The 15,285-nt window shown below is 65.6% G+C and carries 17 protein-coding genes; 1 reads left to right on the top strand and 16 read right to left on the bottom strand.

The genetic code is table 11. From position 1 onward, the window contains the following. Positions 1 to 25 precede the first annotated feature (25 nt). From murA to HV765_RS19465, 12 genes are all read right to left on the bottom strand, one after another. Positions 26 to 1,294, bottom strand: a complete 1,269-nt coding sequence (murA, locus tag HV765_RS19520) for a UDP-N-acetylglucosamine 1-carboxyvinyltransferase (RefSeq protein ID WP_054421046.1) — start codon at positions 1,292 to 1,294, stop codon at positions 26 to 28. Next, the gene (locus tag HV765_RS19515) at positions 1,294 to 1,539 is read right to left on the bottom strand and encodes a BolA family protein (RefSeq protein ID WP_006216842.1); all 246 of its coding nucleotides are present in this window, start codon (positions 1,537 to 1,539) and stop codon (positions 1,294 to 1,296) included. The genes murA and HV765_RS19515 overlap by 1 nt, the downstream gene beginning before the upstream one ends. Positions 1,540 to 1,544: 5 nt before the next feature. Further along, the gene (locus HV765_RS19510) at positions 1,545 to 2,357 is read right to left on the bottom strand and encodes an ABC transporter permease (RefSeq protein WP_054421047.1); all 813 of its coding nucleotides are present in this window, start codon (positions 2,355 to 2,357) and stop codon (positions 1,545 to 1,547) included. Continuing rightward, positions 2,354 to 3,166, bottom strand: a complete 813-nt coding sequence (locus HV765_RS19505; RefSeq protein ID WP_054421381.1) for an ABC transporter ATP-binding protein — start codon at positions 3,164 to 3,166, stop codon at positions 2,354 to 2,356. Before HV765_RS19505 ends, HV765_RS19510 begins: the two co-directional genes overlap by 4 nt. Positions 3,167 to 3,341: 175 nt before the next feature. Then, a complete protein-coding gene (locus HV765_RS19500) occupies positions 3,342 to 3,971 on the bottom strand; it encodes an MlaC/ttg2D family ABC transporter substrate-binding protein (protein WP_054421048.1) in 630 nt (209 codons plus the stop codon). Between the two features lie 38 nt (positions 3,972 to 4,009). Continuing rightward, positions 4,010 to 4,810, bottom strand: a complete 801-nt coding sequence (locus HV765_RS19495) for an MlaA family lipoprotein (RefSeq protein WP_054421049.1) — start codon at positions 4,808 to 4,810, stop codon at positions 4,010 to 4,012. 80 nt (positions 4,811 to 4,890) lie between these two features. Then, positions 4,891 to 5,382, bottom strand: coding sequence for an outer membrane lipid asymmetry maintenance protein MlaD (mlaD, locus tag HV765_RS19490; protein ID WP_054421050.1), 492 nt, complete (start codon positions 5,380 to 5,382; stop codon positions 4,891 to 4,893). A 12-nt stretch (positions 5,383 to 5,394) separates the two neighbouring features. Further along, the gene (gene mlaE, locus HV765_RS19485; RefSeq protein ID WP_054421051.1) at positions 5,395 to 6,183 is read right to left on the bottom strand and encodes a lipid asymmetry maintenance ABC transporter permease subunit MlaE; all 789 of its coding nucleotides are present in this window, start codon (positions 6,181 to 6,183) and stop codon (positions 5,395 to 5,397) included. Further along, on the bottom strand, positions 6,180 to 7,016 hold the full coding sequence (locus HV765_RS19480) for an ABC transporter ATP-binding protein (RefSeq protein ID WP_175170678.1): 837 nt from the start codon (positions 7,014 to 7,016) through the stop codon (positions 6,180 to 6,182). Before HV765_RS19480 ends, mlaE begins: the two co-directional genes overlap by 4 nt. 362 nt (positions 7,017 to 7,378) lie before the next feature. Then, positions 7,379 to 8,440: an NAD(P)H-dependent flavin oxidoreductase gene (locus tag HV765_RS19475; RefSeq protein ID WP_175170677.1), complete on the bottom strand. Its 1,062-nt coding sequence runs from the start codon at positions 8,438 to 8,440 to the stop codon at positions 7,379 to 7,381. Between the two features lie 17 nt (positions 8,441 to 8,457). Further along, on the bottom strand, positions 8,458 to 9,435 hold the full coding sequence (locus tag HV765_RS19470; protein WP_054421053.1) for a Bug family tripartite tricarboxylate transporter substrate binding protein: 978 nt from the start codon (positions 9,433 to 9,435) through the stop codon (positions 8,458 to 8,460). 25 nt (positions 9,436 to 9,460) lie between these two features. Continuing rightward, on the bottom strand, positions 9,461 to 10,777 hold the full coding sequence (locus tag HV765_RS19465) for a YbfB/YjiJ family MFS transporter (protein WP_175170676.1): 1,317 nt from the start codon (positions 10,775 to 10,777) through the stop codon (positions 9,461 to 9,463). A 64-nt stretch (positions 10,778 to 10,841) separates the two neighbouring features. On the opposite strand from HV765_RS19465, the gene HV765_RS19460 reads away from it, so the two are divergent. After that, positions 10,842 to 11,711: a LysR family transcriptional regulator gene (locus tag HV765_RS19460; protein WP_175170675.1), complete on the top strand. Its 870-nt coding sequence runs from the start codon at positions 10,842 to 10,844 to the stop codon at positions 11,709 to 11,711. A gap of 42 nt (positions 11,712 to 11,753) precedes the next feature. Here the strand turns inward: HV765_RS19460 and HV765_RS19455 are convergent, their stop codons facing one another. The 4 genes from HV765_RS19455 to HV765_RS19440 all read right to left on the bottom strand — a co-directional run bounded on the left by HV765_RS19455 (position 11,754) and on the right by HV765_RS19440 (position 15,284). Further along, complete coding sequence (locus HV765_RS19455; protein WP_054421056.1) at positions 11,754 to 12,392, bottom strand: OmpW/AlkL family protein; 639 nt, start codon at positions 12,390 to 12,392, stop codon at positions 11,754 to 11,756. Positions 12,393 to 12,527: 135 nt separating this feature from the next. After that, a complete protein-coding gene (locus tag HV765_RS19450; RefSeq protein WP_175170674.1) occupies positions 12,528 to 13,055 on the bottom strand; it encodes a chromate transporter in 528 nt (175 codons plus the stop codon). Beyond that, entirely contained in the window at positions 13,052 to 13,624 is a 573-nt protein-coding gene (locus tag HV765_RS19445; protein ID WP_054421058.1) for a chromate transporter, read from the bottom strand. The genes HV765_RS19450 and HV765_RS19445 overlap by 4 nt, the downstream gene beginning before the upstream one ends. Positions 13,625 to 13,817: 193 nt before the next feature. Continuing rightward, a complete protein-coding gene (locus HV765_RS19440; RefSeq protein WP_054421059.1) occupies positions 13,818 to 15,284 on the bottom strand; it encodes a glutamate synthase subunit beta in 1,467 nt (488 codons plus the stop codon). Position 15,285 lies beyond the last annotated feature (1 nt).

Raw genomic sequence — 15,285 nt, 5'->3', positions numbered from 1 at the left:
GGCGCAGCGTGGGGGCTATTACTTTTCATGCCTGTTCCTTGGCGGTAACGCGTTGGATGTTCGCGCCCAGGGCGCGCAGTTTGACTTCCATCTGGTCGTAACCCCGATCCAGATGGTAGATGCGGTCGACCAGCGTATCGCCGTCGGCGGCCAGGCCGGCGATGACGAGGCTGGCGGAGGCGCGCAGGTCGGTGGCCATGACGGTGGCGCCAGACAGGCGCTTCACGCCGCGCACAATCGCGGTGTGGCCGTCGATGTCGATATCGGCGCCCATGCGGCGCAGTTCCTGCACGTGCATGTAGCGGTTTTCGAAGATGGTCTCAACAATCACTGACGTGCCATCGGCCACGGCGTTCAACGCCATGACCTGGGCTTGCATGTCGGTGGCGAAACCCGGGTATTCATGCGTGCGCAAGCCCACGGCCTTGGGGCGCGTGGCCATGGCGCCGCGAATCCAGTCGGGGCCGGTTTCGATGGTAAGGCCGGCTTCAACCAGCTTGTCCAGCGTGGCGCCCAGGATGACGGGGTCGGTGTTCTTCAGCAGGATGTCGCCGCCCGCCGCGCCCACCGCGCACAGGAACGTGCCGGCTTCGATGCGGTCGGAAATGACGCGATGTTCCGCGCCGTGCAGGCGTTCAACGCCGTCGATCACGATGCGGTCGGTGCCGTGGCCCTGGATGCGGGCGCCCATCTTGATGAGCAGTTCGGCCAGGTCCACCACTTCGGGTTCGCGCGCGGCGTTTTCCAGCACGGTCTGGCCGTCGGCCAGCACGGCGGCCATCAGCAGGTTTTCAGTGCCGGTGACGGTGACCATGTCGGTGCGGATGGACGCGCCCTTCAGGCGCTTGGCGCGCGCGACCACGAAGCCGTGTTCGATGCTGATCTCGGCGCCCAGCGCGGCCAGGCCCTTGATGTGCTGGTCCACCGGCCGCTGGCCGATGGTGCAGCCGCCCGGCAGGCTCACGCGCGCTTCGCCGAAGCGGGCCAGCAGCGGGCCCAGCACCAGGATCGATGCGCGCATCGTCTTGACCAGGTCGTACGGGGCTTCCAGATTGTCGACGCGGTCGGCCTGCAACATGACGACGCCATCCGTGCCGCGCTCGGCGCGCACGCCCATGCGGCCCAACAGGCGCAGCATGGTGGCCGTGTCATTCAGGTGCGGCACGTTGGCCAGCGTCAGCACATCGGCGGTCAGCAAGCCGGCGCACAGAATCGGCAAGGCCGAATTCTTGGCGCCCGAAATCGAGATCTCGCCGTGCAGCGGCGCGCCGCCGGTGATGCGGAGCTTATCCATTACTTGCCTGCTTGCTGGTATTCATCCGGCGTCAGTGTGCGCATCGACAAGGCATGGATTTCGGCCTTCATGCGGTCGCCCAAGGCGGCGTAAACCAGTTGATGGCGCTGGATCAGGCGCTTGCCTTCGAAGGCGGCGCTGACGATGACGGCATCGAAATGCGAACCGTCGCCTTGCACGTCAAGATGTTCACAGGACAGGCCGTCCGCGATGTATTGGCGGACTTGCGCGGGAGTGGGAAGCATGGACGTCAATTCCTGAGTTTGTAGCCGCTGGCCAGAAGCCGCAGTGCATAAAGCGATAGCGCCAGGAACACCCCCGTCACGACTGCCAGGCTGCGCCACGGCGAGACGTCCGACACCGAGAAGAATCCGTAGCGGAAGCCGTCGATGGCGTAGAAGATGGGGTTCCAGTGGGACACGCTTTGCCAGAAAGGCGGCAAGGTGTGAATGGAATAGAACACGCCGGACAGGAAGGTCGCGGGCATGATCAGGAAATTCTGGAAGGCGGCCAGCTGGTCGAACTTTTCAGACCACAGGCCCGCGACCACGCCCAGCACAGCCATGATGCCGCAGGACAGCACCGCGAAGACCAGCAGCCACATCGGGTTTTCGGGCACCAGCGACACAAAGCACAGCGCCACGAACCACACGAACAGGCCAACGGTAAGGCCGCGCACCACGGCCGCCAGCACGAAGGCGCCGAAGATGTCGCGGTGCGACAGCGGCGGCAGCAGCATGAAGACAAGATTGCCCGTGATGCGGCTTTGGATCAGTGATGAAGACGGGTTGGCGAATGCGTTCTGCAGCATGCTCATCATCATGAGGCCGGGGATCAGGAACGCGGTGTACGGCACGGTGCCATAGACCATCAAGCGCCCTTCCAGCACATGCGCAAAGACCAGCAGGTACAGCAACGCCGTAATGACGGGCGCGGCAATGGTCTGAAAACCGACCTTCCAGAAGCGCAGCAATTCCTTGCGCAGCAGGGTCGGAAAGCCGGAGCCCGCGTCCAGGCGGGGCTGCACCAGCGGTTGGCTGGCGGTCGCGATGGGCGGCGTCATGACGAAATCTCTTCAGGTTGCAGGGCGGGCTCGGCGGGTTCGTCGCCTTGGTGCATGATGCGCACGAACGCGTCTTCCAGGTCGACGCCGCCGACGCGGGCCATCAGCGCCTGCGTGGTGTCCAGCGCCACGACGCGGCCGCGCTTGAGCATGGCGATGCGGCCGCACAGGGCTTCCGCTTCTTCCAGGTAGTGCGTGGTCAGCATGATGGTGTGGCCGGCCTTGTTCAGGCGCGAAATGAATTCCCACAGCGTGCGGCGCAAGTCGACATCCACGCCTGCGGTGGGCTCGTCCAGCACGATGACCGGCGGGCGGTGCACCAGCGCCTGCGCCACCAGCACGCGGCGCTTCATGCCGCCAGACAGCGCGCGCATGTTGTTGTTGGCCTTGTCGGCCAGGCCCAGGTTGAACAGGATCTCGTCGATCCAGTCATCGTTGTTGCGCAGGCCGAAGTAGCCGGACTGGATGCGCAGCGTTTCGCGCACGGTGAAGAACGGGTCGTAGACCAGCTCTTGCGGCACGACGCCCAGCGCACGCCGTGCCGACTTGTAGTCGGACACGACGTCGTATCCACAGACGCTCGCGCGGCCGGACGTGGCGTGGGCCAGGCCGGCAAGAATCGAGATCAGTGTGGTTTTGCCCGCGCCATTGGGGCCGAGCAGGCCGAAGAACTCGCCGTGCTCGATGTTCAGGCTGACGTTGTCCAGCGCCTGGAAGCCGGGGGCGGGCGTGCGCCCGAGCAGCTTCTGCCAGCCGCGAGTGCGCGGCGAGTAGATCTTTGAGACGTTTTCGAGACTGACGGCTGACATGACGGCGGGGGGATGCCCGGAAAAGAGCGAATTGATCATTATATAAGCGCGCCGTGACGGCAAGCGCCTATGGCCCCGGGAGCCGTGTGGGAGTCGGGTGTTATCCGTCCCCGAAATAATCGGCCCGGCGGGCCTTGAGGGGCGCGCCGGGCCGGAAGCAGCCGGAACCGCGGAATTACTGATTGCGCTGGTTCAGCGCCTTGATCAGGCCGTCGATACCGTTCTGGTTGATCTGCTGCGCGAACTGGTTGCGGTAGTTCTCGATCAGCCAGATGCCTTCGACGTTCATGTCGTAGATCTTCCAGCCTTGCGGCGTTTTTTCCAGGCGGTAGTCCACGCCCGTCGGCTGGCCGTTGCCCTGGCTGATCAGCGTGCGAACGACGACGTCGTCGGCCTTGGGGTCGCCACGGAACGGCAACGCCTTGACCGTGGTGCTGGGCGTGACGCGGGTCAGCGCGCCGCTGTAGGTACGCACCAGCGTGCCGCGAAACGCGTCGGCCAGCGCCGTCTTTTGCGGATCGGAAGCCTGGCGCCAGTAGCGGCCAGCGGCCAGGCGCGTCGTCTTCTGGAAGTTGACGTACGGCAGGATGTGCTGGTTGACGACTTCGTTGATGCGCGCGGTGTTGCCGGCTTTGACGGACCCGTCGGCTTTGAGCACGTCCAGCGCTTCGTTGGCGGTCGCGACGACGAATTGGTCAGGCGGGCCGTTGGGGTCGGGTTTGGCCTGTGCGGCGCTGGCGGCGGCAAGGCCGACGAGGCCTGCGAAAGTCAGGCGCTGCAACAGGGAAACAAAAGCAAATCGCATTAAAACTCCTTACTGTACCGATGAACGCAAGCCACAGCTTACTTGGTGGCGGGCGCAGGCACGGGGGCGGCCTTGCCGGCGGCAGGGGCATCGCCCTCGTCGTCTTCGTAGTTGGGCAGCGCATCTTCGTCGTTCACGCGCTGGCCCAGGACCATGGCGTTGCGGCGTTGCAGATACGCGTCGCGGATGAAGCTGTACGGGTCGAGCGCCACGCGGTCGATGGTGTCGGTGGCGTTCAGCAGGCTGGCGCGGGTGTCGACCAGACGCAGGCCCCACAGCGAGTTGCGCAGGCGCACGTTGTCGATGGAGTCGATGCCCATGTAGCCGTAGGTGGTGCCGGCGAAATCGCCGACCAGGCCCGCGCCGTCACGTACCGTCGACGAACCGAAGAACGGCAGCACCAGGTACGGGCCTTGGCTGAAGCCCCACACGCCCAGGGTCGTGCCGAAGTCGTTCGGGATCTTGCGCGCGCCGTTGGCCGAGGCAACGTCAAAGCAGCCGCCCACGCCCATGGTGGTGTTGAACAGGAAGCGGCCCAGCGTGTTCACGAAGTCGTGTCCGCGGCCTTGCAGGAAGCTGTTCGTGCCCGACCAGAGGTCGGTCATATTGCTGAAGATGTTGTGCACACAGCTGCGCACGGGCTGCGGCGTGACGAAGGTATAGGCCTGAGCCACCGGCTTGAACACTGCGCGGTCGACCGTGTCGTTGAACTTGTAGACGCCCCGGTTGAAGCCTTCCCACGGATCGCGCGGATCGGGGTTCTGCGGCGCGGCGCAGCCGGCCATCAGGGCACCCGCCGCCGCGATGGTGGCAATTCGGGAAAGTGCGTTCTTGTTCATGATCAGGACATCCCTATCAACGATTCTTATGATATTGCGAAGGCGAAGCGAGGCCTGTTACGGCGTCTTTCGCATCGTCTTTAATTTGGTGCTTTAGCGGGCTCGGACGACGCCCCTTGCTTCTCGGCGGAGCCATACAGGAACTGGCTGATCAGCTGTTCCAGCACAACCGCGCTCTGTGTATAGCGGATTTTTCCGCCGTCGGTAAAGTTCTCTTCTTCGCTGCCCGCCGTCAGGCCCAGGTACTGTTCGCCCAGCAGACCCGACGTGAGAATCGACGCCGACGTGTCCTTGGGGAACTGATAGGCCTTTTCCAGATTCACCGAGACGACGGCCTGGAAGGTCTTGTCGTCGAACGTGATGCTGGACACGCGGCCCACCACGACGCCAGCGCTTTTCACCGCGGCGCGCGGCTTGAGGCCGCCTACATTATCGAAGTTGGCCGATAAGGTATAGGTCGGGGCGAAGGAAAAGGTGCTGAGGTTGCCAGCCCGCAACGCCAGGAACACCAGCGCGACCGCGCCCAGCAGTACAAACAGGCCTACCCAGAAGTCGGTTTTTTCGCGTGACATGATCGATCCGTTTCAATTTCCAAACATCAAGGCGGTGAGCAGGAAGTCCAGCCCAAGTACCGCCAGGGAACCCACCACCACGGTGCGCGTGGTGGCGCGCGCCACGCCTTCGGGCGTGGGCTTGGCTTGCCAGCCTTCGTAAAGCGCAACCAGCGTGACGGTGATGCCGAACACCACGCTCTTGATGACGCCGTTGGCCACGTCGTTCCAGACATCCACGCCGCTTTGCATCTGCGACCAGAAGGCGCCCGCGTCCACGCCGATCATCACGACGCCGACGACCCAGCCGCCCAGAATGCCCACCATCGAGAACACCGCCGCCAGAATGGGCATGGCGATGATGCCGCCCCACAGGCGCGGCACCAGCACGCGGCGAATGGGGTCGACGGCCATGACTTCCATGGCCGACAGCTGTTCGCCCGCTTTCATCAAGCCGATTTCTGCGGTCAGCGACGTGCCGGCGCGGCCGGCAAACAGCAGCGCCGTCACGACGGGGCCCAGTTCACGCACCAGTGACAGCGCAACCAGCAGGCCCAGCGCTTCTTCGGAGCCGTAGCGGTTCAGCGTGTAATAGCCTTGCAGCCCCAGCACGAAGCCCACGAACATGCCGGACACGGCAATGATGAGCAGCGAGTAGTTGCCGATGAAGTGAACTTGTTGCGACACCAGGCGCGGCCGCGAGAACACGATGCCGCTGCGCGCCAGCATGCCGCCAAAGAACCGGGTGAAGTAGCCGATGCCGCCGACTTGCTTGCGCACCCAGCCGCCCATTGCGCCAATGGCGTTGTTGGAACCGCTCATGTTTTGCGCCCTTTCTGTGCGGAAAGCCACTTTTGAAAAGCGGGCGTTTCGGGGTACTGGAACGCGACCGGGCCGTCGGGTTCGCCTTTCAGGAACTGCTGAACATACGGGTCTTGCGACGCCGACAGCGTTTCGGGCGTGCCCGAGGCGGCCAGCTTGCCCTGCCCGACCAGATACACCCGGTCGGCAATGGCGAAAGATTCCTGGACGTCGTGGGTGATCAGCACCGACGCGCAGCCCAGGCGATCGGCCAGGTTGCGGATCAGATTGGCGGTGATGCCCAGCGAGATCGGGTCCAGCCCGGCGAACGGCTCGTCGTACAGAATGAGTTCGGGTTCCAGCACGACGGCGCGGGCGAGCGCCACGCGGCGCGCCATGCCGCCAGAGATTTCGGACACCTTCAGGTGCGCGGCGGCGCGCAGGCCAACCGCGTCAAGTTTGTCCAGCACGCGGTCGGTGACGTCGGCTTCGGTCAGCTTGGTGTGCTCACGCAGCGGAAACGCCACGTTTTCGAAGACGTTCAGGTCGGTGAACAGCGCGCCCTGCTGGAACAGCACGCCCATACGCTTGCGCAGGGATTGCAGTTCGTCGGGCGTGGCGCGGGCGATGTCCTGCCCAAACGCGATCACCTGGCCCTGCTGGGCGACGAGCTGGCCGGTGGCCGCACGCAACAGCGTGGTCTTGCCCGAGCCAGAGCCGCCCATGATGGCGACCACCTGGCCCGCGCGCACGTCCATGGATATGTCGCGCAACACGGTGAAATCACCGTAGCCGAGCGCCACACCGTCCAGGCGCAGGGCAAATTCCGGGGTGCTGCTTGATTGAGCGGGCATGGGCAACGAAAGGGTGTTTCGGTGGCGGAGCTTGCCCTGTTGCCTTGCAGGCTCGCGAGACGGAAAACCGATGCGGCGGGGCAAGACAGGCGGCTGCGGGAAGCGCCCGGTTACTCAGGTGCCGGGGCCAAGGCGGACTCGGGCTCCCAGCGGCGAGGCGCCATTGTAGCCCGACGCTTTGCAATCACAACGCGACAGGCCGCCGGTGGAACAGTGTTTTCGGCATCAGGGACAATCCGGCCGGCCCCGATCAGCCGTGATGCGCCCAGATCCGCCCTGATTCACCCATATCCACCCCTATCCGCCCAGATCCGCGCCGTGGGCGCGCCAGGGCGAGGGGGCTGCGGCCAGAGATCGAGCCCCTAGCGGCGCGTTTGCGCGGCCTGGGTTTCCCGGGCCAGACGCTGGATCAGGCTCGCCGTGGATTCGCGCCGGGCCAGCGGTGCGCCCTGGCCCGCCCACAGGGACAGTACGTTGATATTGGCCGCCTTGCCGCCCGCCGTGCGCATGGGCCGCGTCAGGGCGTTCTGCAAGGGATACGGCAGGATATCGCCGGCGATGGCGTCGGCGTCGCGCATGAAGGCGTTGGCTATCCCCCGCGCCGGCCGGCCGGAAAATGCCCGGGTCAGGCGGGATTGCTCGGACCGGGACGCCGGCAGCACCGCCTTATAGGCGTCGATGATGCCGCACTCGTCTGTCGTCAGGAAGGCCGTCCCCATTTGCGCGGCCTCTGCGCCCAAGGCGAGCGCCGCGGCGATACCGCGGCCGTCCATGATGCCGCCCGAGGCAATCACCGGTATCGACACCGCATCCGCCACTTGGGGCACCAGCGCCATGGTGCCGATCAGCGATTGCTCGAATTCATCCAGGAAGGTGCCGCGGTGCCCGCCGGCTTCCGCGCCCTGGGCCACGACGGCATCCACGCCGTCCTGCTCCAGCGCCACCGCTTCGCGCACGGTCGTGGCGGTGCCGACGGTCAAGATGCCCAATTCCCGGCAACGTGCCAGCACGCCCGGCGCTATGCGGCCAAAGGTGAAGCTGAACACCGCCGGGCGCAGCCGCAGGATGGCGTCGATCTGGCCGGGCAGCGGGTCGGCTTGCGGGCCGGGCATGGCCGGGGCCGGCAGCCCCAGCTGTTCGTGGTAGCGGGCCACCAGCGCCAGCATCCGGCTGGCGTCGCCCTGCATCGGCACGTCCGGCACCGACGCGAATAGGTTGATGGCGAACGGCCGCGCGGTGCGGGCGCGGATGCCGTCCACGGCGGCTTCGATCTGCTCGGCGGTCAGGTAAGCCGCCCCGAGCGATCCCAAGGCCCCCGCTTTCGATGCTTCAGACACCAGCTCCACCGTCGTGGCGCCGCCCGCCATGGGCGCCTGGATGATGGGGTGGTCCAGCTTCAGAAGATCAAGCAATCGGGTGGCCATGGGAAGACTCCTCGTGGTTATTGAAGCTGGATGTTTCCAGCCTTGATGACGTGGGCCCACTTATCGGTTTCGCTCTTGATGAAAGCCGCGAACTCCTCGGGCGTGCCGCCGCCGGCCTGGCTGCCGGTGTCGGCGATGGCTTTTTGCACATCCGGCTCTTTCAGAATCCGGTTGAACTCGCTGTTCAGGCGGGCAATGATCGGCGCGGGCGTACCGGCCGGGGCGACGATGCCCTGCCAGTTGTATGACTCAAAGCCGGGCAAGCCGGATTCCGCCATTGTCGGCACGTCGGGCAACACGGCCAGACGCTTGGCGGACGTGACGGCAATGGGGTGGATCTTGGCGCCCTGGATGGCCGGCAAGGCCGAGTAGCCCATTTCGAACATCATCGAGATGTGGCCGCCCATCAGGTCGGTTGCGGCCAGGCTGCCGCCCTTGTAGGGCACGTGCACGATATCGATCTTGGCCTGCTCACGGAACATTTCGCCCGACAGGTGATGCGCGCCGCCCACGCCCGACGAGCCAAACGACAGCTTGTTCGGTTCCTTCTTGGCCAGCGCGATCAGGTCGGCCAGCGTCTTGACCGGCAGCTCGTTGTTCACGCTTAGCACTAGCGGGCTGTTCTCGATCAGGATGATCGGGGCCAGGTCCTTTTGCGGGTTGTACGGCATTTCCTTCATCAGCGACGGGTTCACCGCCATGGGGGCCAGGTTGCCCGTGCCGATGGTGTAGCCGTCAGGCGCCGCCTTCGCGATCAGGTTGGTGCCGACCACGCCGCCTGCGCCCGCCTTGTTCTCGACCACGATGGGCTGGCCCAGCGATTCGCCCAGCTTGCGCGCCAGCAGCCGCACGCGCGTGTCGGCAAAGCCGCCCGGCGCGTAGGGCACGATCATCGTGATGGGTTTGGCGGGCCAGTCGGCGGTCTGGGCTTGCGCGGCGCCGCTGAAGGCGGCAACGGCCGCCAACGCGGCGATCAGGGGGCGCAGTGATTTCATGCTGGGTGACTCCTCTTTCTCTTCTCTAATGTGTACGGCCTTGGGGGCCGATCGCATTATGCCCAGCACCACTGCCGGCTGTCGTGACTTTTCCCAAGCCCCAGGCCGATAGCGCCAGCAACGCCGCGCCCGCGCCCAGCACCTGCGGCAGCCCCGCGCCCCAGTGCGCGGCCCATGAGGCCAACAGCGGCCCCAGGATCTGGCCGGCGGCAAAGGCGGCCGTCATGACGGCGGCGGCGCGCGGTGCGGCGGCGCCTGCGGTGCGCCGCGCGGTCAGAATGCCGGCCTGCGTGATCACCATGAAGGTGCCGCCCACCAGCAATGCCGCCACGATGACAGCGGCGATGTGGTGCCACAGCGCCACCGTCAGCATGCCCAGCGCCATCAGCGCCTGCGCTGCCTGCCAGACACGCTTTTCATCGCGCGCCCGCGCCAGCCGGGGAACCAGCAGGCATGACACCGCCGCCGCCAGCCCGAACAGCGGCCATGCCCAGCCAAAGATGGCGGGGTCCGGAAAGATCTCCTTGGCCATCGCCGGCAGGAAGGTGGCCGGAATGATGTAGCCGACGCCGAACACGCCGTAGTGCAGCGCCAGTTGCCCGATGGCGGGCGGCAGGCGGGTGGCGGCGGGCGTGGGGTGTGACGTGGGGTGTGACGTGGAGTGGGGCGTGGAGTGTGGCGTGGAGTGGGTCGCGGCGTTGGGCGTGGTTGCCGTGGAAGCCGCCGCGCGCACCGGCGCCACAGGCTGGCGCAACCCCGGCCACGCCATCAGGGACAGAGCCAGCGTCAACCCGCCCAGCGTCAGCCACATGCCGTCGGCGCGCACCTGCCCCGCCATCAACGCCAGACAAACCAGGCCAGTCAGCGCGATGCCCGCGCCCACGCCGGCGTAAGTCACCGCTGACGCGCCCGCTTCGCGCGGGTCTCCCGCCGGCACGGGCCGCCACGCCGCGACGCAAATGAAGGCGCTGGCGCTGGCGTAGCCCGCCGCCAGACGCAGCGCGCACCAGACGGCCACGTTGTGAAACAGCGGCATCGCCAGCGTCAGCACGGCCACCGCCAGCAGGCTGACCGCCAATTGGCCGCGTAACCGGCGCACGGGCCATGCCACGGCCGCCAGCGCGCCCAGCAGATAGCCGGCGTAGTTGGCCGAAGCGATCCACCCGCCCTGCGCCAGCGACAACCCTCCTTCCTGCGCCATCAGCGGCCACACCGGCGTGAAGGCGAATCGCCCAATGCCCATCGCGGCCGCAAGCGCCAGCGCGGCGGGCCAGGCCAGGCGGGCGGGGCCACGCAGGTCAGCAACGGAATCGGACACAGAAGGGTAAGCAGGCGTTGACATACGCCCACTCTACGGCTGTACTTATATCTTGAATAATGAATTATTCAGAACATAGGTTCTTGAAATGAGAAACTTGGATCTCGACGCGTTGCAGATTTTCAAGGCGGTGGCCGATCAGGGCGGCGTGGCGCGCGCCGCCCAGCACCTGAACCGGGTGCAGTCCAACGTGTCGACCCGCTTGAAGCAGTTAGAGGCTTCGCTCAACGCCCCGCTCTTTCGGCGTCAAAACCGTCGGCTGGTGCTGTCTGACCAGGGCCGCGTGCTGCTGTCATATGCCGACCGTCTGCTGCGTTTGTCAGACGAAGCACAAGCCGCCGTGCGGGATGGCGCGCCTCAAGGCGTGTTGCGCATTGGCACCATGGAAAGCACGGCGGCCGCGCGCCTGCCGCCCATTCTGGCGGCCTATCACGCGGCCTGGCCGCAGGTGGGCATTGAACTGGTCACGGGCACATCGGGCGCGCTGGCGGCCAAGGTGCGCAACTTTGAGATCGAAGCGGCGTTCGTGGCCCAGCCATTTCCGGCCGAGGGGCTGGCCACCCTGGACGCCTTCCAGGAAGACCTGACGTTGATTTCACCCTTGGCATGGGGCGCCATTGCCAGCCCGCGCGATCTGGGCGACCGCAGCGTCATTGCGTTTGCCGCGGGGTGTTCGTACCGCCGCATTCTGGAATCGTGGCTGAACCACGAAGGCGTGGCGGCGGGCCGGGTGATGGAGTTTGCGTCGTATCACGCCATCGTGGCGTGTGTGGCGGCGGGGTCAGGCGTGGCCATCGTGCCGCGTTCGGTGCTGGCCGTGCTGGGGGCGGAGCATTCCGTTTGCGTCAGCGTACTGACGGGCCCTTACGCCACCGCCCTGACCCAGCTGGTCTGGCGCGCGGACGATGACTCGCCCGCCCTGCAAGCCCTGCGCCAACAGTTGCAGGCGCCGCGCTGACGCCACGCGGTTGCAAGCGGCATCAGCGCGCAACCGCAATCGTTAGAAGCGATAGCCGACGCCCAGCGTCGCCACCCACGGATCGATGCGCGCGGTGCCGATGTGCTGGCCGTCCAGCTTCACCTTCGACTTGATGTCGATGTAGCGGATGTCCGCGTTCATGAACCAGCGTTCATTGATCTTGAAGTCCGCGCCCAATTGCGCGGCCACGCCCCACGAGTCGCCCATCTTCAGGTCGGAACCCTTCAACGCGCCTTCGGCCTTGGTGTCGAAGAAGTGCGTGTAGTTGATGCCGACGCCGATGTACGGCTGGATCATGCTGTCGGGCAGGATGTGCCATTGCAGGCTGAGCGTGGGCGGCAGTTGCTTGCTGGAGCCGATCTTGCCCAGGCCGCTGCCGCTGACATCGTGCTGGAACGGCCATGCGCCCAGCAGTTCGATACCGATGTTGCGCGTCACCATGTAGCCCAGCGTGAAGCTCGGGCGCACATTGTTGTTGGCGTCGAGCTTGACGCTGCCGTCGAGCACGGTGCCGTTGTTGGAGGCGGGGCGAACCTGCGTCACGCCAACTCGGAACAACACGTCGCCGGCCTCATGGGCATGCGCGGGAGCGGCGAGTGCGCCAGCTGCGATCAGGCCGGCGATGGCGGTGGCGCGGATACGCCCATTCAGCGAAAACATTTTTCTTCTCCGATCTTTCCATGAGGGTGAGACGACAGGTTCTCAGAGCGGGCGCCGGGCCCGATTGATATGTGTCAAACCGTGAAAAGATGCGGAACGCGCCGTGGCGGCTCGGCAACAGGAATCAGACCAGTCCTACCCCAACGCCACGAAAAATATCCCCGCGCCCAATCCCAACATGATGAACGGGCTGACCCGCGTATACACAAGCGCCACGGTCGACAACGCCGCCACGGCCCACGCCCACGCGCCGCCTTCGGCTGCACGCAAGATCGTGCATGACGACGCCAGGATCATGCCCGCCGCCACCGGCACCAAGCCTGCTTCAATGGCACGAATGCACGTCGTGCGCCGGTACCTTGCCCACACGCGCGCCAGCGCATAGATCAGCAGTGAACACGGCAGGAAGATGGCTATCGACGCGGCAATTGCGCCCGCCCAGCCGCCCACATGCCAGCCGATCAGCGTCACCAGCAACGATGCCGGGCCGGGCGTGATGCGCGACAGCGCGAAGTAATCCAGGAACTGCGCGTCGTTGATCCAGCCATAGCTGTCGACCGCCTGGCGATGGATATCGGGCAGGATGCTCTGGCCGCCGCCCACCGTCAAAAACGACAGCGGCGTAAACACCGAAAACAGATCATGCAGCGTCGCCATATTCATTTGCGCGGCTCCTGGCGGCGGATGCGCGTGTAGGCAATGAAGATCGACAGCGGCGCCATTGCGCCCACCACCCACAGCAGCGGCAGACGCAGCAGAAAGATCGCGGCGAAGGTCGCGCCCATGATTGCCGCTGGCACCCAGCCGATCAGCGCACGGCGCGCCGCACGCAAGCCTGTTTGCAGCGACACGCCCACCGCCGCCGCAGCCACGCCGGCCATCGCTACATGCAGCCCGTGCGACTGCGCCATGCTGGCAAATAGCGCCGCCAGCGCAATCGCCACCAGCATTGGCGGCACGGTGATGCCCAGCCCGCCCAGCAATGCGCCTGGCCCGCCGCGCAAGCGGAACCCGATCCATATCGCCAGGTTCACGACATTCACGCCGGGAAAGGACTGCGCCAGCGCCAGTCCCGACAGGAAATCGGATTCCGACATCCACCGCCGCTGCTGCACGAATTCACGCATCATCCAGCCGCTTAAGCCGCCGCCAAAACTGGTCAGGCCGACTTTGGTGAACGCCAGAAAAATCTGCGGCAGCGTGGGCGGAGCAGCGAGTGTGTCGTGGGACATGGTGGCCAGAAAAGCGCGCGATGGCGCAGGGTTCCCACGTGCGTGCACGCAGGGGATTCCGCAGGGGTTTTCCGCGGTGGCTTGGTACGGCCTCACATCTTACGGAAACGAAAATGTCGGCTGCCTGAAAAGCATTCGCCGCCTTGGCGCAGGGGGCGCGAAGGCGGCGAATGGGGTTCATCAGAACCGAAGATCAGCGCGGCAGTTCGCTGCTGCCCATCAGGTAAGCGTCCACCGAACGTGCGCACTGGCGGCCTTCACGGATGGCCCAGACCACCAGCGACTGGCCACGGCGCATGTCGCCTGCAGCGAACACCTTCTCGACGTTGGTGCGGTAGTCGTCGGTGTTGGCACGCACGTTGCCGCGCGCATCGCGATCCACGCCGAAGGCATCCAGCACGGTTTGCACCGGCGACACGAAGCCCATGGCCAGCAGCACCAGGTCGGCCTTGATCTCAAACTCCGAGCCTTCGACTTCGCGCATCTTCATCTGGCCGGTGGCCTCGTCCTTGAACCACTCGACGCGCGCGCCGACCAGTTTTTCGACCTTGCCATTGCTGCCCTTGAGCAGCTTGGTGGTCACGGACCAATCGCGGTCGCAGCCTTCTTCGTGCGACGACGACGTGCGCATCTTCAGCGGCCAGTACGGCCACGTCATGGTCTTGTTTTCAGACTCGGGCGGCTGAGGCATCAGTTCGAATTGCGTGACCGAGGCCGCGCCGTGGCGGTTGCTGGTGCCCACGCAATCGGAACCCGTATCGCCGCCGCCAATCACGATCACGTGCTTGCCCTTGGCCAGCGTCTGGTCGGTCAGGCGGTCGCCGGCGACGGCCTTGTTCTGCTGGCGCAGGAAGTCCATGGCGAAGTACACGCCCGACAATTCACGGCCCGGCACCGGCAGGTCGCGCGGGGTTTCCGAACCGCCGGTCATGACGACCGCGTCGAATTCCGCCTTCAGCGATTCCGGCGTGCGCACCGTCAGGCCATCGGCCACGGGGTCTTTCGGGTTGCCGATGTAAGTGGACGGCGCAAACTCTACGCCTTCGGCTTCCATCTGCGAGATGCGGCGGTCGATCTGGTGCTTTTCCAGCTTGAAGTCGGGGATGCCATAACGCAGCAGGCCACCGATGCGGTCGCTCTTTTCGAACAGCGTCACGGAGTGGCCCGCGCGCGCCAGCTGCTGCGCGCACGCCATGCCGGCGGGGCCGGAGCCCACCACCGCAACCTTCTTGCCCGTCTTGCGCGCCGGCACCAGCGGGGCGACCCAGCCTTCGGCCCAACCCTTGTCGATGATGGCGTGCTCAATGGACTTGATGCCCACGGCGTCGCTGTTGATGTTCAAGGTACAGGCGGCTTCACACGGCGCCGGGCAGATGCGGCCCGTGAACTCCGGGAAGTTGTTCGTGGAGTGCAGCACGTCCAGCGCGCGGCGCCAGTCCTGCTTGTAAACCAGATCATTCCAGTCGGGGATGATGTTGTTGACCGGGCAGCCGTTATTGCAGAACGGGATGCCGCAGTCCATGCAGCGCGCAGCTTGCTGCTTGGCCTGGTCATCGGTCAGGTGCAGCACGAATTCGCGCCAGTTCTTCAGCCGCTTCTGCGGGGCCTCGGAGGCCTCCTGCAGACGCTGAAATTCCATAAAGCCGGTAATCTTTCCCATG

It is taken from the genome of Achromobacter kerstersii, from assembly GCF_902859595.1.
GTDB classification, from domain to species: domain Bacteria; phylum Pseudomonadota; class Gammaproteobacteria; order Burkholderiales; family Burkholderiaceae_B; genus Achromobacter; species Achromobacter kerstersii.
The sequence above is the reverse complement of the archived record's forward strand: the minus strand, read 5'-3'. Positions and strand labels throughout refer to the sequence as shown.